This window comes from Pseudobacillus sp. FSL P4-0506, from assembly GCF_038003025.1.
In the GTDB taxonomy this organism is placed as follows: domain Bacteria; phylum Bacillota; class Bacilli; order Bacillales; family Domibacillaceae; genus Pseudobacillus.
Window position 1 is genome coordinate 3,876,266 of sequence record NZ_JBBOOI010000001.1, and the last position, 20,363, is coordinate 3,896,628.

18 protein-coding genes are annotated in these 20,363 nt (G+C 41.2%); 3 read left to right on the forward strand and 15 right to left on the reverse strand.

Going from position 1 to position 20,363, the window contains the following annotated elements:
* Positions 1–167: 167 nt before the first annotated feature.
* From MKZ02_RS19080 to MKZ02_RS19110, 7 genes are all read right to left on the reverse strand, one after another.
* Complete coding sequence (locus MKZ02_RS19080) at positions 168–1,430, reverse strand: L-lactate MFS transporter (protein ID WP_120036581.1); 1,263 nt, start codon at positions 1,428–1,430, stop codon at positions 168–170.
* Between the two features lie 109 nt (positions 1,431–1,539).
* Positions 1,540–2,097, reverse strand: a complete 558-nt coding sequence (locus MKZ02_RS19085; protein ID WP_340855357.1) for a DUF1641 domain-containing protein — start codon at positions 2,095–2,097, stop codon at positions 1,540–1,542.
* Entirely contained in the window at positions 2,090–5,026 is a 2,937-nt protein-coding gene (fdhF, locus tag MKZ02_RS19090) for a formate dehydrogenase subunit alpha (RefSeq protein ID WP_340856461.1), read from the reverse strand. The genes MKZ02_RS19085 and fdhF overlap by 8 nt, the downstream gene beginning before the upstream one ends.
* A 232-nt stretch (positions 5,027–5,258) precedes the next feature.
* Positions 5,259–5,987 carry an amino acid ABC transporter permease gene (locus tag MKZ02_RS19095; protein WP_340855359.1) on the reverse strand — a complete coding sequence of 243 codons (729 nt, stop codon included), beginning with the start codon at positions 5,985–5,987 and terminating at the stop codon, positions 5,259–5,261.
* A 26-nt stretch (positions 5,988–6,013) separates the two neighbouring features.
* On the reverse strand, positions 6,014–6,712 hold the full coding sequence (locus MKZ02_RS19100; protein WP_120036578.1) for an amino acid ABC transporter permease: 699 nt from the start codon (positions 6,710–6,712) through the stop codon (positions 6,014–6,016).
* A 95-nt stretch (positions 6,713–6,807) separates the two neighbouring features.
* Entirely contained in the window at positions 6,808–7,656 is an 849-nt protein-coding gene (locus tag MKZ02_RS19105; RefSeq protein WP_340855362.1) for a transporter substrate-binding domain-containing protein, read from the reverse strand.
* Between the two features lie 18 nt (positions 7,657–7,674).
* Positions 7,675–8,427, reverse strand: a complete 753-nt coding sequence (locus MKZ02_RS19110) for an amino acid ABC transporter ATP-binding protein (RefSeq protein WP_340855365.1) — start codon at positions 8,425–8,427, stop codon at positions 7,675–7,677.
* 194 nt (positions 8,428–8,621) lie between these two features.
* Between MKZ02_RS19110 and MKZ02_RS19115 the strand changes: the two genes are divergently transcribed.
* On the forward strand, positions 8,622–9,785 hold the full coding sequence (locus tag MKZ02_RS19115; protein WP_340855367.1) for an acyl-CoA dehydrogenase family protein: 1,164 nt from the start codon (positions 8,622–8,624) through the stop codon (positions 9,783–9,785).
* 541 nt (positions 9,786–10,326) lie between these two features.
* Complete coding sequence (guaC, locus tag MKZ02_RS19120) at positions 10,327–11,310, forward strand: GMP reductase (protein WP_120036574.1); 984 nt, start codon at positions 10,327–10,329, stop codon at positions 11,308–11,310.
* Positions 11,311–11,377: 67 nt separating this feature from the next.
* Here the strand turns inward: guaC and MKZ02_RS19125 are convergent, their stop codons facing one another.
* The 6 genes from MKZ02_RS19125 to MKZ02_RS19150 form a co-directional block, all read right to left on the reverse strand.
* Positions 11,378–12,724, reverse strand: coding sequence for an MATE family efflux transporter (locus MKZ02_RS19125; RefSeq protein WP_340855370.1), 1,347 nt, complete (start codon positions 12,722–12,724; stop codon positions 11,378–11,380).
* Positions 12,721–13,188, reverse strand: coding sequence for a GNAT family N-acetyltransferase (locus tag MKZ02_RS19130; RefSeq protein ID WP_340855372.1), 468 nt, complete (start codon positions 13,186–13,188; stop codon positions 12,721–12,723). The genes MKZ02_RS19125 and MKZ02_RS19130 overlap by 4 nt, the downstream gene beginning before the upstream one ends.
* Positions 13,189–13,289: 101 nt before the next feature.
* The gene (locus MKZ02_RS19135; RefSeq protein WP_120036571.1) at positions 13,290–13,850 is read right to left on the reverse strand and encodes a TetR/AcrR family transcriptional regulator; all 561 of its coding nucleotides are present in this window, start codon (positions 13,848–13,850) and stop codon (positions 13,290–13,292) included.
* Positions 13,851–14,000: 150 nt separating this feature from the next.
* Complete coding sequence (locus MKZ02_RS19140) at positions 14,001–15,257, reverse strand: cytochrome P450 (protein WP_120036570.1); 1,257 nt, start codon at positions 15,255–15,257, stop codon at positions 14,001–14,003.
* A gap of 194 nt (positions 15,258–15,451) precedes the next feature.
* On the reverse strand, positions 15,452–16,255 hold the full coding sequence (locus tag MKZ02_RS19145; protein WP_259455819.1) for a VOC family protein: 804 nt from the start codon (positions 16,253–16,255) through the stop codon (positions 15,452–15,454).
* Between the two features lie 111 nt (positions 16,256–16,366).
* Positions 16,367–16,951, reverse strand: a complete 585-nt coding sequence (locus MKZ02_RS19150) for a LysE family transporter (RefSeq protein ID WP_120036568.1) — start codon at positions 16,949–16,951, stop codon at positions 16,367–16,369.
* A gap of 113 nt (positions 16,952–17,064) precedes the next feature.
* Between MKZ02_RS19150 and MKZ02_RS19155 the strand changes: the two genes are divergently transcribed.
* Complete coding sequence (locus tag MKZ02_RS19155; RefSeq protein WP_340855377.1) at positions 17,065–17,619, forward strand: helix-turn-helix domain-containing protein; 555 nt, start codon at positions 17,065–17,067, stop codon at positions 17,617–17,619.
* Positions 17,620–17,771: 152 nt separating this feature from the next.
* Here MKZ02_RS19155 and MKZ02_RS19160 read toward each other — a convergent pair whose 3' ends face one another.
* Positions 17,772–17,930: a hypothetical protein gene (locus MKZ02_RS19160; RefSeq protein WP_182917107.1), complete on the reverse strand. Its 159-nt coding sequence runs from the start codon at positions 17,928–17,930 to the stop codon at positions 17,772–17,774.
* 704 nt (positions 17,931–18,634) lie between these two features.
* Positions 18,635–20,353 (reverse strand): FTR1 family iron permease, encoded by a 1,719-nt coding sequence (locus MKZ02_RS19165; protein ID WP_340855381.1) that lies wholly within the window; start codon positions 20,351–20,353, stop codon positions 18,635–18,637.
* Between the last annotated feature and the right edge of the window lie 10 nt (positions 20,354–20,363).

Consider the following 20,363-nt stretch of genomic DNA (forward strand, 5'->3'; position numbering starts at 1 on the left):
TGGACCTTTTTTGAAATATATAACCGCTAAATTGACTACAGATAAAATATAAGTGAGGAGGTATACTTGAGCAAAAATTATGGTTAATTGTTTATGGATGTACGTCCCACTTTCTTTACTCATTAAAAATGATAGCTATTTTAGCTATCATTTTTAATGAGTATACATCATGCTTTTAGTGTTGTTCCTAACACTTGATTTTCCTTCCGTACCTTTCGGATATTTATACGGATTAATAAAGAAATCAGAAGTGCTGCAGCAAAAGCAGCGGTAAAAATATATAAAGTCAATGAATAACTATCGGTCACTTCACGGATATTCGAAACAACTACCGGACCAACGAGACCGGCCGCTGCCCATGCGGTTAATATATAACCGTGAATGGCACCGAGCTGCTTTGTGCCGAATAGATCTCCAATATAAGCTGGAATAGAGGCAAAGCCACCACCGTAACAGGATAAAATAATAAAGATCATTAACTGGAATAAGAGAGGATTTGTTACATTTGGAAGAAGCAGAAAGGAAATCAGTTGGATAGCGAAAAATGTTGTATAGACGTTCGGACGGCCAATATAATCAGATACAGTCGCCCACCCAATCCGGCCAAAGCCATTAAACAATCCCATAATCCCAACCATAGTGGCAGCTGCAGCAGCCGATAAACCAGCAATTTCCTGCGCCATCGGTGAAGCAACAGAAATAACGGCAATTCCGCATGTTACATTAATAAATAGCATAGACCAAAGCGCCCAAAATCGCATGGTCTTTACTGCTTCATTGGCTGTTAACTCGGACAAATCGGCGGTTTTCCATCTGCTCTCATTCTGTACATTTTCCATTCCTTTCGGGAGCCATCCCGCTGGAGGAGGAGACAAATACAGAGAAGATGAAATCATAAGAAGAAAATAAACCGTCCCTAAGAGGTAAAAAGTATTGCTGATGCCAACCGCGTTAATAAGCTGGTCAATGATGGGGCTTGCAATTAACGAAGCAAAGCCAAAGCCCATAATGGCAAGTCCGGTTGCAAGCCCACGGCGATCCGGAAACCATTTAACAAGAGAGGATACCGGTGTAATATAACCAATTCCAAGCCCAATGCCGCCCATTATCCCATAAAAAAAATAAAGTAAATAAAGTGATCCAATGCTATTGGCAAATCCGCCTCCAATCATGCCCATAACAAAAAAAGCTGTTGCAATTAACCCAGAAGCTCGAGGTCCATATTTTTCGACAAAATGGCCCATAAAGGCGGCTGATAACCCTAGAAAGAAAATAGCGATACTGAATGTGAGTGAAATCTCTGTTAGTCCCCATCCATGTTCTTTATTCAGCGGATTCGTAAAGACACTCCAAGAATAAACCGATCCGATTGAAATGTGAATACCGACTGCTGCAGCGGCGATCAACCACCGATTTTTTACTTTTTCCATTCCCCTATTCCCCCTTTCTTCCCAATTGTATTTAAAGCGCTTTTATTTTATGAGCAAAAAACGAGACAAACCGGTACACTCGCTAAGCGGAGTACCGGCTTGCCCTTCTTTAATTTAACCATCCTTTTTTCTTTAAGATTAGAAATCCCGCTAGAGATAAGCCAGCAGTCGCCAACCATCTACTGCGTCCTTTTTTTTGCTTTTGTGTTTTCTCCGTTTCCATTGCTCCTTTTAAAAAAGAAATCAAAAAGAGCAGCGACTCTTTCCAATTTGTCTGTTTAAAAAGCTGAGCGAGAGAGCGGTCTCCCTCACTCCATTCCGCTACCTCATCCAAACCGCTATTCAGTCTTTCAATGATAGGGCCAAGCTTCTCAACGTTTAACTGACCGAGCGTACCAATTAAAAGCAGCCCGTTTTTTAGCGTTTTTGCCGCTCCCGGATTATCCATTGCCTTGACGAGCACATCAAGCACTCTGTCCCCTTGATCAAATAGGCCAACCGCTAAATCCATGCCGCCGCTTTTATAGACTTTATCCAATACATTCATAAAGGCCTGAACCGCCTCTTTATGCTCAATCAGCATCGCTTCTATTTCCTGTAAATCTCGCTGCCGCTGCTCTTCTTCACTTAGCTCCATGCGTCGGATCTGAGTAATTGCTTTAGCCACGCTTTAGCACCCCTTTCTTTACGAGATCGCCAGGAAAGATATAATCAGGACGTGCCCATTTTTTCTCTACTTCTACACCAATCTGCGGGTTTGGATTGCCTCGTCGGTGATTGATACGCGGAAGTGGATCTTCGCCTGTTTGTTGGATAATCTCCATTTTAGCTTTTACTTCTTTATAGGCTGGTGTGTCCGTATCTTTATCGGCCCGACTGCTCGTTAAGTAGTTAATGGCGCCTTCCCCTGAATCATTCATTGGCAGGTACACTTCTTTTCCTTTTACTCGGTCGGTCACATGGCAAGGCACCTTCACACTTCCGTACGGTGATGTTAAACGGACAACTGTTCCATTCTCAAGTCCTCGCTCTTTGGCCAACTCTGGTGACACTTCCAGGAAGACACTTGGAGTTTTGGATGAAATCCCTCTTGATTTGTACGTTAAATTTCCCTCATGGAAATGTTCAAGGAGTCGACCATTATTTACTTGAATATCATATTCCTCTTCATATTCTATCGGCTTAGTCCACTGTACAGGGAAGAGTTTCGCTTTTCCATTCGGGAACGGGAACTCCTTTTCAAAAAGGAGCGGAGTGTCTGTTCCGTCAGCTGCTACCGGCCATTGCAGCGTATTGTATCCCTCTAGTCGTTCATAGGTCACTCCTGCGTAAAGTGGCATTAAGCTTGCAGCTTCTGCCATAATTTCACTTGGGTGATTATACTCCCAGCCAGCGCCGAGACAGTTAGCAATTTCCATAATAATCTGCCAATCCGGTTTTGACTCACCAAGTGGTTCAAATATTTGATACAACCGCTGGATGCGGCGCTCTGTATTTGTAAATGTACCTTCCTTTTCAAAAGAAGGAGCGGCAGGGAGTACAACATCCGCAAATTGAGCCGTCTTGGAAAGAAAGATATCTTGAACAACGAAGAAATCTAGTTTCTCAAACGCTGCATGCACGTGGTTTATGTTAGAATCAACCATCGCCATCTCTTCGCCTTTTATATACATGACTTTGACGTTTCCGTTATGAATCCCTTCTACCATTTCATGATTGTTCAAGCCTGGCTTTGCCGATAGGTTTACGCCCCACCCTTTCTCATATTTAGCGCGAACTGCATCATCCTCTACCTTCTCATAGCCTGGGAATCTTTCTGGCATGCTGCCGAAATCGCTCGCTCCTTGTACATTGTTGTGTCCACGTAAAGGATAGCTTCCTGCTCCTGGCTTTCCATAGTTACCGGTTACAAGCAATAAATTCGAGATAGCTGTGCTCGTATCGCTTCCGCCAAGATGCTGAGTGACACCCATGGCCCAGAGGATACAGGTGGAGGAGGCTTCATGAACGGTTTCAGCAATCTTGATGATCTGTTTCTTTGGAACACCGGTAATTTTTTCAGCATATTCCATTGTGTATGGCTTGAGGCTTTTAATATATTCCTCCCAACCATCTACACGTTTTTTGATAAACTCTTTGTCTGCCCATCCCTTGTCAATGATATATTTCGTAACCGCTGAAATCCAAACAAGGTCCGTTCCTGCTTTTGGTTGAATAAATAGATCAGAGCGCTCCGCCATTTCATGCTCACGCAAGTCAGATACAATTAACTTCTGCCCTTTTAACTTGTGCGACCGCTTCACTCTTGTTGCAAGTACCGGATGCGATTCAGCCGTATTTGACCCAACAATTAGAACCAGACCAGCTCTCTCAATGTCCTTGATTGTTCCTGAATCCCCGCCGTAGCCAACCGTTCGGAAAAGCCCCATCGTTGCCGGTGTTTGACAATAGCGTGAACAGTTGTCGATATTATTGGTTCCAATAACACCACGGGCAAGCTTTTGCATTAAATAAGATTCCTCGTTCGTACACTTAGATGAACTGATAAAAGCAAAAGAATCCGGTCCGTGCATTTCTTTTGTTTCTGTAAATTTTCTCTTTATTAAATGAAGCGCCTCTTCCCAATCTGCTTCACGGAATGTATCACCTTCTCGAATAAGCGGCTTCGTAAGACGCTCTTTACTGTTTACAAAATCCCAGCCGAACTTCCCTTTCACACAGGTAGAAATCCCATTGGCCGGTGCTTCTACCTGTGGCTCAACTTTCAAAATTTCCCGCCCTTTTGTCCAGACATCGAAACTGCAGCCGACCCCACAATACGTACAAACTGTTTTAGTTTTTTTCACGCGGGCCTCTCTCATAGCTGATTCCATATCAGAAACCGGCATGATCCAGCTATAGCTCGTCTCTATATTTTTCGTTAGTTCAATCATTGGGCGGAGCGTATCTTTCGCAAGGCCTGTTAAATAACCTGCCTCGCCAACCATTCCTTTTTCCATCATGGCGTTGCAAGGGCACACCGTTGAACAATGCCCGCACGATACGCAGGATGACTCGTTAATATCAACACCGTGATCCCAAATAACGCGCGGACGTTTGAGGCTCCAGTCAATCGATAGCGTTTCTGTTACCTGGACATCCTGACAGGCCTCTACACAGCGCCCGCATAAAATACACTGGTCCGGATCATAGCGATAAAAAGGATTTGAGTTATCTACTTCATAGGGCTTTGGCGTAAATGGCTCGCTCTGATGTTCAATTTTCATTTGTTTTACCGTGTTATGTACTTCGCAGCGGCCATTATTATAATCACACACCGTGCAGTACAGCTCATGATTATATAAAATACGATCCATTGCGAGGTCTTGTGCCTTCTTTACCTCTTCAGAAGCCGTATTGATCACATCTCCATCGTGAATAAAAGTAGAACACGACCGGACAAATTCTCCATTTACTTGCACAATACATGTATCACAAGTTTCAATAGGCCCAAGGGAAGGGTGATAACAAACACTCGGTATATCGACCGATTGCTTCTTAAGCGCTTCCATAATGGTCATTTCTCCTGGTATGCTTACATTCTGATCATTAAGCATAATATTTACATAATTCCCCACAGAAAGAACCCCCTCTTTTTTATGATTTTGCTGCGAATGTCCCTTTATTGCTGACGAATGGTCAAGCAAATAAATAAGTCAAAACAGAACAAACATTCTGTTTTTTGCCCATACTTTTTTTAAAAGTACCCTCTTTTATAAGCAATAAACAAAAAAGACAGCAATTGCCCGCCTTTCTGAAAAAGGCGAACAATTGCTGTCTCGTATACACTTATAAAGTGGCGGCTTTCAAATCTGCTCTCGCTTCAAAGCGACTCATTTTTCTTTCAAGTCTTGAAAAAGCAATTTCACATACTAAACAAATTGTCCAATAAATGATAGATGCTACCAAGTACATCTCCAAAAAGCGATAGCCATCATTGGCAATGATCCTCGAAATCGCCAAAATCTCCATGACTTTTACTGCAAAGGCTAAAGAAGTTGCTTTAATCAAATTAATAAACAGGTTGCCCATGTTTGGCAAAGCGACTAGAAATGCCTGAGGAAGAATGATCCGATATAACCCCTGGGCTGTCGTCATTCCAACCGAATAGGCAGCTTCCATTTGTCCAGCGCTTGTTGCATTAATGGACGCCCGGAAAATCTCGGCCTGGTAGGCTGTCGTATTGATTGTGTAAGCAATCAATGCATAAATGAGCGGGGAAATATTATCCGCGTTCAATTCCCAACCAAAACGAGGATTCAAATAATCGAGCAGCACCGGAACACCATAAAAAAAGACATACAGCTGAACGATTAATGGAGTTCCTCTTATAAATGAAATATAAAGAATAGATAGCTGATTTAACACAGGTACTTTGTATATTCTCAAAAGAGCGATTCCTAAACCGAACAGCAGCCCTAATGCCATGGCAACGATGGCTATCGTCAATGTCCACGGTACTCCTTTTAATACAGCGGGCACTTGCTCTAAAGCAAATTTAAAGTCAATAATAGCCACAACTCATCACTTTCCTTAGAAAAATATTACTTTGATAAACCGACATGTCCTTTTTTAAACATTTTTTCGGCGAAGCTGATAATCATTTCGATGACAATACAAGCTCCCCAGTAAACGAGAGAAATGACGATATATACTTCAAACATTCCCATCCCGTGATTGTTCCCCAAAATGATGCGCACCTGCCCCATGATATCAATGATGCCAATTGTGAAGGCAAGTGACGTATCTTTTAATAACTCAATTATGTTGTTGCCTAGGTTCGGTAAAGCGATCACAAACGCCTGCGGCAGAATAATTCTTCTTAAAGCTTGCGAGTAGCTCATCCCCACACTATAAGCTGCTTCTAACTGTGCTTCACCGACAGCTAAGTAAGCTGAACGGATCACTTCTGATAAATAAGCAGCCGTATGAAGTGAAAAAGCAAGAATCACAAAGATTAGACGATCCCAGCTGTTAATATCAATATTAAATACTAGCAGCAATTGCGGAAGCCCGAAGTAAATAAGAAACAACTGAACCAAAAGCGGCGTGCATCGGGTAAATGATAAGTAAAAAGTGGCGATTTGATAGAGAACGGGCTGCTTTTGTATGCGGATAATGGCTATCAGTACGCCTAAAATTAAAGCAAAAATCAATGAAACTCCCATCATAAATAACGTTAAGGGAAGCTTGTCCAGCACTTTAGTAAATAAATCAATCCAATCTTGCAAGCTTGTACTCATCTTTCTCTCCACCTAAACAGATCATTAAATTAATAAGATAAAATTCACAAATATAATTTTCCGGAGTAAGCGGCAATCGCTCATTCCGGAAATGATTATTTTTTATATTCAAAGCCTTTTTCGTTAATGTACTCAAGATCCTTAAAAATATCGATATCGAACCACTTCTCGGCAAGCTTAGGAAGGGTGCCGTCCTTAATCAGTTCCTCTGTCGCTTTATCCATTTCCTTAGCCAATTCTTTATTTTCTGAATCAAACACAACATAAATCGGCTCTTTAGAAACAACTCCTGCCACCTTTAAATCCAAATTCAGATCTTCCTGAACCGCATCAAATGTAGTTTTATTAAGAAACACTGCATCTGCTTTTCCAGCTGCTACACGCTTTAGGTTATCCGCATTTGAAGGATGATCGATGCTTTCAATTGTCACCTGGCGTTCTGGATGGCTCTTGTTATAACCGTTTAAGATCGAGCGCAGTCCGCCGCTTGGAGACATAGGCGCGAGTTTTTTACCGACCATATCATCCATTGTCTTAATGTCTTTTCTATCTTTCTTTGTAATTAGCGTGGTAAGAGAGTAGCCGTACTCATGCTGCGGATAAAGGAATTTTTGTTCTCTTTCCGGATTTTTAAAAAACCAATTAATCGCAAAGTCAAACTTCCCTGTATCAACGCCGACTAAATTCGACTCTTCTTCACCAAAGGTGTATTCAAACTTATATTGTGGCAGCTTTTTTTCTATTTCTTTTAAATAATCCATATCGTAGCCGATCGGATTATTCGATTCATCCGTATATAAAAACGGCGGATTGACCTCATCACTTAATGCCACTTTAATAATTTGTTTTCCATCTTTCGTTTTTCCACTTTCACTGTTGGAGCAGCCAGCAATCACAAAAACGGAAACGGCTGCTAAAAAAACTGTCAACCAAATGCGCTTCATCTCTATGTATTCCCCCTATTAAATTTCATATTCTGGCTCTCTGACAAGCCTTTTCAAAAATTGCTTTGTTCGCTCATGCGTTGGATGGGTTAATACTTCATCAGGCGTTCCTTGCTCGACAATCACCCCGTCAGCCATAAAAACAACACGATCAGCTACTTCTCTGGCAAAATCAATTTCGTGAGTGACAATGACCATCGTCATTCCCTCACTGGCGATTTTTTTCATAATAGAGAGCACTTCACCGACCATCTCAGGATCAAGAGCAGATGTCGGCTCGTCAAACAAGATAACAGAAGGGTTTAAGGCAAGTGCCCTGGCAATGCCGACCCGCTGCTGTTGTCCGCCGGAAAGCTGGGCCGGATAATCATTTATCTTCTCACTCAGACCTACCTTCTGAAGCAAATTAACACTGAGATCGCGGGCTTCTGTGGCTTTCATTTTCTTTGCGACAATTAACCCCTCCATTACATTTTCCAGAACAGTTTTATTTTTGAATAAATTATAGTGCTGGAAAACCATGGCTGTTTTACGTCTCAACGTCAAAATGTCTTTTCTTGAAGCGTTTTTTCCTTCAATTGAAAACCCATCGACAGAGATGGTCCCTTCATCTGGCCTTTCTAAATAATTAATGCAACGGAGAAGAGTTGTTTTCCCAGATCCGCTCGGCCCGACAATAACCAATACATCCCCTTTATTCACTTGTAGGTCGATCCCTCTTAAAACAACATTCTTTTTAAAGCTCTTTTTAATATTAGTTAATTCAACCAATCTAACTCCCTCTCTATCAGCTCAATGAATATATCCAAACATTAACATAACAATTCCGGGTTGTAAAGTTGGTTTTTAAAATCTATAATAGAATTGTAGAATAATTGGGAATTTAATTGCTTGACGTAGGAAACGAATAGGTCTTGAATGGAAAGTAATTGAAGTTAACCGATTTTATTAAGGAAGTGTGGAATGTGTCCAAGGAATTATTTATTAGAACAAGCCTGCAAAGAGAGTGGCTGGAAAAATTATTGAAGTATGAGAAAGATTTTAAAGAAGATTCACAGGAAAACGATAAACAATCATCCTTTCCTAAAAAAAATGTCAACAAGCTGGTTGAAATGGGTTATACAAAATTAACCTTGCCTGTCGAATATGGGGGCGAGGGCATCAGGGTGACTGACATGGTACTTCTTCAGGAAACCATCGCGAGCTTGGACAGTGTAACAGGATTGGCGATCGGCTGGCATCAAGGGGTTGTTGGCGAGCTGTATGAAAAAAAACTCTGGGAAAAAGAAAAGCTAAAGTCCTTTGCTCAAGAAGTGTTGAACGGCGCTTTAGTGAACAGGGCAGTAAGCGAAGCGCAAACCGGCAGTCCGACCCGTGGTGGCCGTCCTGGAACTAATGCAGTGAAAAAAGGCAGCAAATGGGTGATTTCCGGACAAAAGAATTTTACAACAATGTCACCTGTATTAACGCATTTTCTCGTATCCGCATGGGTCGAAGAAAAACAAGGAATTGGCTTTTTCCTTATTCCGAGAGATTCCAAAGGGTTGTCTATCAAAGAAACCTGGGATGTCATCGCCATGAGGGGCTCTGAAAGCCACGACCTTGTATTGGATCATGTAGAAGTGGTGGAGGAAAACTTCGTAGAATTAAATCACGGACCAAGAGGTGACAAGATAAATGGCTGGATTCTGCATATCCCCGCCTGTTATTTAGGCATCGCCCAATCCGCTCGTGATTATGCACTGAAATTCGCTGTGGAACATTCACCAAATAGCATTAGCGGATCGATCAGCCAGCTGCCAAACGTGCAGAGTTTGCTCGGTCGCATTGATCTGGAACTAATGAAAGCACGCCATTTCCTCTACAGCGTAGCGGAAGCTTATGACGATGCTGAGCGCCGGTCTCATATAACGAATGAACTGGCAGCTGCCAAGCATATTGTAACAAATTCAGCTATTACGATCGTTGATTTGTCCATGAGACTAGTCGGTGCTAAAAGCCTGCAAATGTCTAACCCACTCCAAAGATATTATCGGGATGTAAGAGCTGGGCTTCATAACCCGCCAATGGATGACATGACGATCTCAAAACTGGCGCAAACCGCTATTAAAGAAGCAGAAAATAAATAAACCGTCCTTCTCGAGGCAGCTAAGTCTGTGGAAAAACTAGGCTTCAGCTGCCTGTTTTTATTGGGGGTATGATTTATTCTCCTTCCAGGATAATTGCTCGTCTCTTCTCAGAGTAACCGCTTGAAGAATCTTCAAAATGGGCCGAATAAGTAATCGTGCACAGCGAATAATAAACAAAATTGTGCCTGCTAATTTAGCTGTTTCCTAAAGAAAAAGAATACTTCCTACCAAAAATCAAATACCAATCATGATTTCATTTGCTAATAAAATCAAGTGATAATTTCTATTAAAAAACAGTCCGTACTTTCCGGCCTTCAGCTCTATGTATTCTTCTGTTTCTTTACTTTTGGCATGTCACTCCGCCCTTCCCCCTGTCTATCTTTATAAACGATTTTTCTCTCTGATTTTTTAGAAAGATGCCGCTTTTCACATCTCTTTCAGATAAAAGCTTTGACATCCCCTCAAAAATGAGGTACATTACCTTTTGGACGAACATTTTTTTAACAAAAATATTTAATATTCGTTTTTAGGGGTGTTAATCATGGAAAATGTGTTTGATTACGAAGATATTCAATTAATTCCGGCAAAATGTGTTGTAAATAGCCGCTCAGAATGTGATACAACTATCAACTTTGGCGGGCGGACATTTAAGCTGCCTGTCGTGCCTGCCAATATGCAGACAATTATAGATGAAAAAATCGCTGTTTACTTAGCCGAAAACGGTTACTTCTACATTATGCACCGCTTTAAGCCAGAGGAGCGTCCAGCTTTTATTAAAGACATGCATTCACGTGGACTATTTGCCTCTATTAGCGTAGGCGTCAAAGAAGAAGAATACAGTTTTGTTGAACAGTTGGCTGAAGAACAGCTTATACCAGAGTATATTACGATTGATATTGCCCATGGCCACTCTAATGCGGTAATAAAAATGATCCAGCATATCAAAAAACATTTGCCTGAAAGCTTCGTTATTGCAGGAAACGTCGGCACACCAGAAGCGGTCAGAGAGTTAGAAAACGCTGGTGCAGATGCAACAAAGGTTGGCATTGGACCAGGTAAAGTATGCATTACTAAAATTAAAACTGGATTTGGAACTGGCGGCTGGCAATTGGCTGCGTTGCGCTGGTGTGCAAAAGCAGCAAGCAAGCCAATTATCGCTGACGGCGGAATCCGTACCCATGGGGATATCGCTAAGTCTATTAGATTTGGCGCATCCATGGTAATGATTGGCTCATTATTTGCCGGACACGAAGAATCTCCAGGAGAACTTTTCGAGCAAGATGGAAAGGTTTATAAAGAATATTTTGGGTCCGCTTCAGAATTCCAAAAAGGTGAAAAGAAAAATGTAGAAGGCAAGAAGATGTTTGTAGAATATAAAGGGCCTTTACAAGATACGTTAACTGAAATGGAACAAGATCTTCAATCCTCTGTTTCTTATGCTGGAGGAACGAAGCTGGAAGCTATTCGCAATGTGGATTACGTCGTTGTTAAAAACTCTATTTTCAACGGTGACAAAGTTTACTAATTAGCGTTTATATAGGGCCAAGAGCGGCTCTCCCTATCTAAGGAGAGCCGCTTTTCATTGTTTCATCTTATCTTTGCACGGCCCTTACTTGCGCCTTTCGCTGATACAATAAAATGCTGACAAAGACCAAAAATTCAGATGCTGGAATGGCGAGCCAAATACCATTCACTCCTAAAAGCGGCGGCAAAATGAGCAAAAAGACGAACATCACAACAATTTCGCGGGCAGCTGTAATCCATATAGCCATGCGGACATTGCCGACAGATTGATAGTACGTCATCATTACAAAATTCGTTCCTGTAAAAAGATAGGCAATGAAAAATAATTGGATGCCCAGAGTCGCAAGAGCTGTTACATCGGAGGAAAAATCACCGAATATTGAAACGATCGGCCCGGCCGCCAACTGACCAATAAAGAAAAAAGCAGCGCCTGCCAATATAGCAGTCAAACTGGCTTTTTGAACGGTTTCTCGCTTTCGCCTTTGATTATCAGCCCCATGGTAATAACTGATGAGCGGCTGTATCGCCGATCCCATCCCGAGAAACATCATCAGCATGACACTATGCACATAGTTAAGGATAGAAAAAGCGGCGACACCGTCTGTCCCGGCAGTCCGTTCAAAAGCAACGTTGTGGGAAATAGTAAAAACTGAGATACCTATTTCAGACAGAAAACTCGGAAAGCCGATCACAATAATCAGCCAAAACAGCTTTTTATCAAAGGTAAAGCGCACGATTCTTAAATTGCCTGATTTCTTCAAAAAGTGGCTAGCCAGCACGAGAATAGCAAGAAAGGCTGCGATTATGGTGGCGGAAGCAGCACCTGCCACTCCAAAGTCGAAAATATATAAAAATATATAATTAAGGATAATGTTTGCAGAGGCCGATACGACAAGCGCAGCCATCGAAAGATTTGGCGCCCCATCATTACGGACAAACACACTAAACGTATTTTCAATAGTAAATACAAAACCAAACAATAAAATGACATATAAATAATCCGACACATATGGAAAGGTATCTTGATTCGCACCAAGCGCATAGGCAAGAGGATCGCGAAGTAAAAAAGCAGCCAATCCAATTAGCAGCGTAAATAGAAAGATTGAAAACAGAGCATGTGTAAAAATTACCCGGGCCTCTGCTACTCTTTTTGCTCCCATAGCCATGGAATACTTCGTGGCTGCTCCAATACCAATCCAAAGAGACAGCGCTACGAAGATTGTGTAAACAGGAGCAGCAATTCCCACTCCCGCTAAAGCTTCAGGTCCCAGCCTGTTTCCTACCATAATTCCATCGGCCACAATATTAACAGCCATCAATAGCATGCCAATCATAGACGGAAGCAAATAACGCAGAAATATGCGTCCGACAGGCTGTGTATCTAACTGATGAAATGCAGAGGTTGATGAGCTCATTCTATGCTTCTCCTTACTACGTTAAGTTCCATAACAAGTCCACAAACTAAACCGGCTTCATCCTTTTCTCCATTTAATGTAAAACCAAACTTTTCATATAAATAACGGGCTTTTGTGTTTCCGGGATAAACACTTAAATATATGTGATCGCAATGGTAGTGCTGTTGGATTTCTTTAATTAAAGGTGAAAGAAAGCGGCTTGCATATCCCCTGCCCTGATACTTTTGATCAATCATAAAGCGGTCGAGCCATACACGTCTGGTTGTTTTATCACGCCCGTACATGGCATATCCAACAAGCCGTTCACCATCATATAAGCCGACAGACTTCCAATGCGGTTCAAATTTAGATTGAGCCAAAGAAAACAAATTACTTTCAATAAAATCTTTTTGATGATCATTAACTGATAAGGAGGCTACTTCCATCCAGTTATCAGCTGTTACCTCACATATACGGAGGCTCATACTTCCATCTCGCTTTCAAAATAAATGTAAAACAACAAAACTATTTTTGTTTTATTAGTTTTTTATGGGAGGAAAAAAACCGGACTAAAAAGCCGGATTCTTCATGCTCGATCTTTTTTAACTAAGCCAAATAATAAAATATCCACAATGGAGTCTAACGCCTCCGTAACCGTTATACTATTTTCCAAGAAAAATTGACGGTCAAGAGTAGAGTTTGTTGCATCAATAATCAGTTTAATAAGCAAAGAGACATTTTGATCAATAATCAACCCTTCGCGAATCCCTTGTTCAATCAATTGACGGAGCGCATCCCACTGGTTAAGCGCAGTATGAATTCTTTCCCATTGCTCTGGATAAGACTTCTTCATTTGATCTAAAATCTTCCAGTCATAAAATTCATTATATTTAGGAACGACAGTAATAACCCCTTTTATTTTTTCCAGGAGTGACAATTCTGGATCGCGAACAATGGCTTCGGTTTTTTCATCAAATTCAAATAAAGTAGAATCAATGATTGCATCTAAAATTTCCGTTTTTGAAGAAAAATGTTCATACAGCGTGCGCTTGCTAATACCTAGCCTTTTTGCTAAATCATCCATCGTGAATTTCATGCTTTTATCATGAATCTCTTCAAGAAAAGCTTTCATAATACGAGATTTCATTTATCATCCTCCTTACAAGAAACTAAAAAAACAAAAAAAGTTTTCATCGTTTAAAAATAGTATAAACCATCCTTTCGGAAGATGCAATGAATCACTATTCCTACAAACGATCCTCACACAATGTCAGGATCGTTTGTAGAAGTTTTTCTCTTAGACAAGCTGGACATTCTTGATGATAAACCGGCTCTCAGGAAGGGATGGAATTCTGCTCATATCATAAGTTAAATCCTGCTCTGGCACATCGTATGCGACGTTCTTCGTTAAAAACTTCAGACTTTCCTTCATTACAAGAACAGTAACCCACTCTCCCGCACAGCGATGTCCCATATAATGGTCCCCTCCGCCTTGCGGTATGAAGGAAAATGGACTCTCCTTCCACTCTGCAAATCGCTCTGGCCGGAACTCTTCCGGGTGATCCCAAAGATCTGGATGGTGGTTTGTTCCGTAAATATCAAGCAGTACCAATGTTCCTTTTTTAAACTCGTAATCCTTCCACTTAAAGTCCTCTCTCACCCTTGCTCCCACAAACGGGCCAAACGGGTAGAAACGGCGGACCTCCTGAACAAACAGGTGGCTGTAATTGTCTTTATCCGCTTTTACTTTTTCTCTTACTTCCGGATAATCATGCAAAGCAAGAGCTCCAAACGTAACGAAACGACCGATCGCAACAATAGGTCTTAAGATATTGATCAGTTCAATGGCGGCCATTCGATCGTCAAGCATTTTCCCATTTAAGTCCCGATGCCAAGCGATAATGTAAGCCGCTGTATGTTCAGGAGGTTGCAACTTTTTAGAGCGAATTTGCTTAATCACCTTTTCAATCCATTTTTCTGATCTCGCACGCGCCTGCTTTCCCTCCCGATATCTTCCACCAACAGCGGCAAAAGTATCAATCATTATTCCAAAATCAGCCGCTCGCTGCTTCACTTCTACTTCTGTAATCGGCACTCCTGCCCATTCGCAGGCAATCCGGCACATCACTTCCTCTGCTTCATGAAACAGTACGATTTCGCCTCTCTGTTTCCATTCAGGGGCTTTCGCCTGCCACTGCTGTTTAGTAATGTTTGCGAGGTCATCGAGACGTTTAGGTGTCATCATAGATAGAAACATCCGCTTTCGCTGTTTATGCTCCTCTCCATCCATTGTTTGAATGGCCTTCTCCCCAAACAACGTTTTTTGTACACGCTTTGGTGCCGCTCCCTTTCGTGTAAACAAATTTTCATCATAAAAAACAGCAGCGGCCTCCTCGCCAGCTATGCAGATGGCCTTCTGTCCAAGAATACGTGTTTGAAAAATATCAGACTGCAGCTCGCTGCGTCTTTCAGGAATAAACTCATACCCTTCCGCCAATAGAGCGAGTGTATGATCAAGCCCTTTTTCTTTAGGAATTGAACGACTGGATGCCATTAAGATCAGCTCCTTTAAAATTAGTTATGTACCTTCTTGATGCACAAACAGCCTTCTTCTCTGTAAACAAGCTGCCAGCTCTACAAAAAAGCAGCTTAAGCATTATCTTACCCTGACTTCTTCTTGATAAAACGAAGGTTCCCGCCAATAAAAAAAGACGTAGAGAGCTGAGCTTCTACATCTCTTTTAACCCATTAAATTTTCTCGATCTGATAAATGCCGCCAAATAAGCTAAATGACTCGCTCTTAATTGGGCTGGAAAGGGCTACTTGGAACGGTCTCTCTCCTCTCTGGCGAAGGACATCTGCCACGATTCCCTCACCGATCGGGCTTCCAAAAACTAATCGCCCGCCTTGAAGCTCTAATGACTGACATTTTGCCTGTAAGACCTCATCAATAAAGACCTCGCCAGCTTCTAGCTTCAGCCACTCCGCCCATTGTCCAATCTTTTTTTCCAAGTCACGGACAGCAAATGTAACATGAGAAAGTACAGCTTTAGAAGGATGCGGCTGGATGACCTTCCTCTCTATCAGCTCCTTCTTTCTCTCGGCGTCTTCCTCTTGCCATTGAATAATAAACGGCAGCTCCATCCCGCCGGCCGGATCCCCTATATAAAGAAGCTGCCATTCAACAAGGCTGCCATCAGGGCGCTTGCGGCTAAAAGACTCTGGACCATAAATCGTTAATCCTTTGTTCTTGAAGTGCTTTGCTGCGCCTTCAATATCCGTTGTTCGAATGGCTATGCGGGAAAAGCCTTCAGTGAATTGTTCTTCGGCAACTGTTTCAAGGAAGCTATGTCTGGGGTGCTGCGTTTGCCGCACAAGCTCTTTGTCATATGTACTTAAAAGTTCAATATAGCTTAAATCAAAATAACTGACCGCATTGTATGTTCCCCTGTTTTCGTGCACCCCGCCTTCAACAGCTGCAATTCCTTTCTCTTTCAAAAAGGCGATCGCCTTCTCTGGCTCTTCCACAAAGTGAACAAGATGATCAAACATAAAATTCACGGTAATTCCTCCTTTTCATCCCAATCAGAGCTTTTCTTTATTATACTGCTTTAGAAAAACAGATGGTTTTTTCCTGCTTGAAATCCCCCTCTGCTCATGACTCTATTTAACAAGAATAGAAAAAGCACTGTATACCAATAAGGCGGCCATTACTGCATTAAATGATCGTCTGTATTTTACCAAGAACTTTTGAAAAACCGAACCAAACAGGCTCCAGCTAAATGTGCTCACTATACCGACCATTCCTAAAAACAATGAAAAAAGAAAATAGCTGGAGTAGGAAGTGTAGTAAGGAAGAATGAAGGTGGAGACGACTGTAATACCAAAAAGGATGCCTTTCGGATTGACAAATTGCACCAAGACGCCTATCAAGAAAAAGTTCTGTTTATCTTGATTATTACTATTAGTATTTCCCTTACTCGTAAGTATTTTAAAAGCTAAATATAGCATGTAGACTACACCAAAAATAGTTAAAGGAAATTCAATGATTGGCATGACAGTTGTAAGAAAAAGATTAAAACAACTACATAATAACGCGATAATAAAAAACCCAACACCTACTCCTAAAGAGAATTTAACTGTTTTTTTCATTCCATGTTTATTGGCAAACGCCATTGCCATAAAATTGTTAGGTCCCAGGGTAAAACTGGTAATAATCACAAATAGCAAGAAGGAAAATACAGGCATTTCAAGCTCCCCTTTCACGATATATGTTATAATGTCTGAAACAGACAATATAACGTCGTGCTTTTTATTATACAAAATAAACGTTATAAAGCACAATATATAGGAGGGATTTGATGGAGGAAATTCATCTTATTCTTGCAAAAAATTTAAAGGCTATTAGGGAAAAAGAAAAATTAAGTTTGGAAAAAGTCTCTCAATTAAGCGGAGTAAGCAAAACAATGATCGGGCAAATTGAAAGAGGAGAGTCAAGCCCAACACTAACAACGATTTGGAAAATTGCTAACGGATTAAAGGTTTCCTTTACCTCTCTCATTAATAATCCGCAGCCTGATACTAAAGTAGTTTTAAGAAGTGATATTCAAGTGCTGGATGAGGACAACGGCAGATATAGAGTATACCCATCCTTCCCCTTTCAAGAGGACAGGCGCTTTGAAGTTTACTCTGTTGAGATTGAAAAAGAAGGACGATTAAATTCTCAGGCTCACAAAGAAGGAACCGAGGAGTTTATCACAGTTTTCGATGGAGAAGTAACCATTTGTGTCAGCGAAAAAAGCTATAAATTAAAAAGCGGCGATTCAATCAGATTTAGAGCTGATAAGCCGCATACTTATTATAATTCTGGAGAAGCATTAACCCGATTAAGTATGACTATCTATTATCCAAACTGAGCAAATTCTCTTCTTCTTCTCTTGCTCAACAAAAAATATAACCACCCAAAAAAGCCTTACTTCCTCTAAATGAAAGTAAGGCTTTTGATTAAATTTTTATGATTCCTTTACTCCTAGCTGTTCTATTTGCTCAACGTCTTTTTCCGCAAATATCACAACGGGATGAGCCCTTTATCAGGAAGCGTAGCAACGATCCCTTTCTTGAACCATGACTCCAGCTCCCTGCTCTTTCTATTCTCTGCTTCTTGAAAAGACTGTTTATTCGATGTCTTTTCTTTCGCGTTTACGTTACTAGCTTGAAGTGAGAGCATACCCTGATTCCAGCTACTAGCGTTTTTCATATTACATTGCCTATTATTTGCAAGGATGGACCTATACAAATAAAAAAATCGCTCCACATTGTCTGGGCGATAAACCTGTTCATCTTTTAGTTGTTTTATATGAAATAATGGATGAGTCATTCTCAATTCAAATAATGATTAGGCCTTCGTACATCTTGCTCTTTATTTATAAATGTTGGAACCCATTAAAAATATACAAGAAGAACATTGATCTTCAATGCCTGTGCATGTAGTGACTACGTCTTTCTTTCCCGAGGCCTGGCCAGTGTACGATAATTCTTGGTTAACAAGCTGCCCGACACACGGACAATAGGTTGTCCAGCGCCTTAATTTATATTTTTCCATCATTTCCTGCTTTTCTTCTTCTCCCCTTTACTTTTTATTAACACTTCCTTATACCCGGCCCCTCTCAAGATAAACTCCTTTCTCTTATTCGCTCAGCCCTTTCTCCAAATAATAGAGTACCTTAATCGCACCTTATTTTACATTAGGCAATAAAGGCTGAAATTAACCAGAAGGTTTACAGAGCTACTTAACAGTCAATTTTAATAGGTTAAGTGCCATATCAAAAACCGCAACACCTTGTAAAAGGCATTGCGGTCATCGTAAACATCATCCTTGATAAACAGGAACGCAAGGAACTAAGAATTAGATTAAAACTATATTTCTTTGATTCATGCTCTCTTATTCATCCACATAGCAGTCATTGCTATAATAGCGAGAAGTACCAATTGGGGAATAATCGTTTCCCATGTCGGATAAAAGCCGATCCAGCTAACAATCGGCAAGCTGTGTATTTGTGTCGTTCCAATATGGCCGGTTAACTGTAAAGCATGAATGCTCATACCTAATATCTTAAACGCCAGGAAATAAATTAAAATGGTGGCAATCTTAAAGAAAGGGCCAACAGCAATTTTTGTACTGTAACGGATGAGCAAAAAGGCGAATACACTCAAAATAACAAGAGCAAGCAAAATACCGGCAAGCAATTTGCCTGTACTTATTGATGGGGCCATCCCCATGTAGAAGATAACCGTTTCTGCTCCTTCTCTAAAAATCGACAGGAAGCTGACTAACGCCATCGAGATAATACTTCCTGTTGAAAGAGCGGTTCCCATTTGCTTTTGGATATACTGGTTCCATGCTTTCATGTTCGATTTTTGATGCAGCCAGACACCGACACCGATCATCATAACAACGGCTATAATTCCAGTTACTCCTTCAATCGTTTCCCGATTAGCCCCTGCTGTGGCTGCCGAAAACATAATATTAATGACTACAGCAGCTACAACACTCATAATGATTCCTGCAAGAGCACCGAGCCAAATCCATTTTTGATGTTGCGAAGCATTAGCTTTTCGTAAAAAGGCAATCAAAGCGGCTACGATCAGCAGTGCTTCCAATCCTTCACGAAGCATAATCAATGCAGCATCCCACATGGTGTAACTTTTCCCCTGCAATAGCTCAATCGATTGCTTGTACTCATTGATCTTCTTTTGCTGTTTTTCCACCACATTTGCATCAGAAGAAGAAAGCTTTCCGGCAATGATCGGAATATCACTTTCCAGCTTGGTATATAAACCGCCGTTTCGCGTTCGAACGTCCCCTTCAACTGACGGCCAAACTGTTAAGAACTCCTGCAAGAAAGAAACAGCTTCTTTAGGCTGATTATTATCAATGGCTTGATCTGCTTTCCCTAACAAATCAACTAATGTGTGTAAAGAGTAATTGTTATTGTTAGCTTTTATCTCCCTGCCAGAGACAAATCCATCTACCGCTTCTGCCAACTTGTCGTAGATGCCACTAATTTGCTCAAAGTCTTTCTCATCTTGTAACAGTGCTATTCGGAGAAAGCCCAACTGGGTTTCGATTTGCCCATAATAAGCAATACTTTGTTCGCGCACAATACTTTCGTTCCGGTTCCATGTCGACAAACACTTTTGGTATTGGGCATAGGCTTCCTCTGCATCTTTGTTTTTAATAGCTGTTTGTAAATCAGCTAAAACAGGCATAAATGCCGACTTCACCTCAAGTCGCTGTTCTTCTTCATCGACTGGGTTTTGTTCCTTATCAAACGCTACTAGCGCATGCGACATATCGGATAAAGCAGCGAGCATCGGTTCTTTTTTATGTTTGCCTGCTACTTTATTTACCTGCAAAAGGGCTTTATCTACTTTTTTTGCTTCCTTGCTGTCCGTTTGATCTACTTGTTTCCAATCTTTATTCAATTGAGCAACAAGTGCATCTACCGCTTTCCAGTCCTCTGCTTTTGTTTTCATCATGGCATCGCCGACTGAGATAAATAAATCGCTGTAACTCTCCTCGGCGTGTACGGGTTGTATAGGAGAAAGCATATACAACAGCAAACCGAATAGGATAACAATCTTTTTCATCTAACCCTCT

Excerpts from the sequence above, each read along its gene's own strand:
- MKZ02_RS19105 (WP_340855362.1), bottom strand. The coding sequence starts at position 7,656 with ATGAAGCGCATTTGGTTGACAGTTTTTTTAGCAGCCGTTTCCGTTTTT.
- MKZ02_RS19160 (WP_182917107.1), bottom strand. The coding sequence starts at position 17,930 with ATGCTCTCACTTCAAGCTAGTAACGTAAACGCGAAAGAAAAGACATCG.
- guaC (WP_120036574.1), top strand. The coding sequence starts at position 10,327 with ATGGAAAATGTGTTTGATTACGAAGATATTCAATTAATTCCGGCAAAA.
- MKZ02_RS19165 (WP_340855381.1), bottom strand. The coding sequence starts at position 20,353 with ATGAAAAAGATTGTTATCCTATTCGGTTTGCTGTTGTATATGCTTTCT.
- MKZ02_RS19155 (WP_340855377.1), top strand. The coding sequence starts at position 17,065 with ATGGAGGAAATTCATCTTATTCTTGCAAAAAATTTAAAGGCTATTAGG.
- fdhF (WP_340856461.1), bottom strand. The coding sequence starts at position 5,026 with ATGCTTAATGATCAGAATGTAAGCATACCAGGAGAAATGACCATTATG.
- MKZ02_RS19100 (WP_120036578.1), bottom strand. The coding sequence starts at position 6,712 with ATGAGTACAAGCTTGCAAGATTGGATTGATTTATTTACTAAAGTGCTG.
- MKZ02_RS19130 (WP_340855372.1), bottom strand. The coding sequence starts at position 13,188 with ATGAGCCTCCGTATATGTGAGGTAACAGCTGATAACTGGATGGAAGTA.
- MKZ02_RS19150 (WP_120036568.1), bottom strand. The coding sequence starts at position 16,951 with ATGCCTGTATTTTCCTTCTTGCTATTTGTGATTATTACCAGTTTTACC.
- MKZ02_RS19135 (WP_120036571.1), bottom strand. The coding sequence starts at position 13,850 with ATGAAATCTCGTATTATGAAAGCTTTTCTTGAAGAGATTCATGATAAA.
- MKZ02_RS19140 (WP_120036570.1), bottom strand. The coding sequence starts at position 15,257 with ATGGCATCCAGTCGTTCAATTCCTAAAGAAAAAGGGCTTGATCATACA.
- MKZ02_RS19080 (WP_120036581.1), bottom strand. The coding sequence starts at position 1,430 with ATGGAAAAAGTAAAAAATCGGTGGTTGATCGCCGCTGCAGCAGTCGGT.
- MKZ02_RS19125 (WP_340855370.1), bottom strand. The coding sequence starts at position 12,724 with ATGAGCTCATCAACCTCTGCATTTCATCAGTTAGATACACAGCCTGTC.
- MKZ02_RS19145 (WP_259455819.1), bottom strand. The coding sequence starts at position 16,255 with ATGTTTGATCATCTTGTTCACTTTGTGGAAGAGCCAGAGAAGGCGATC.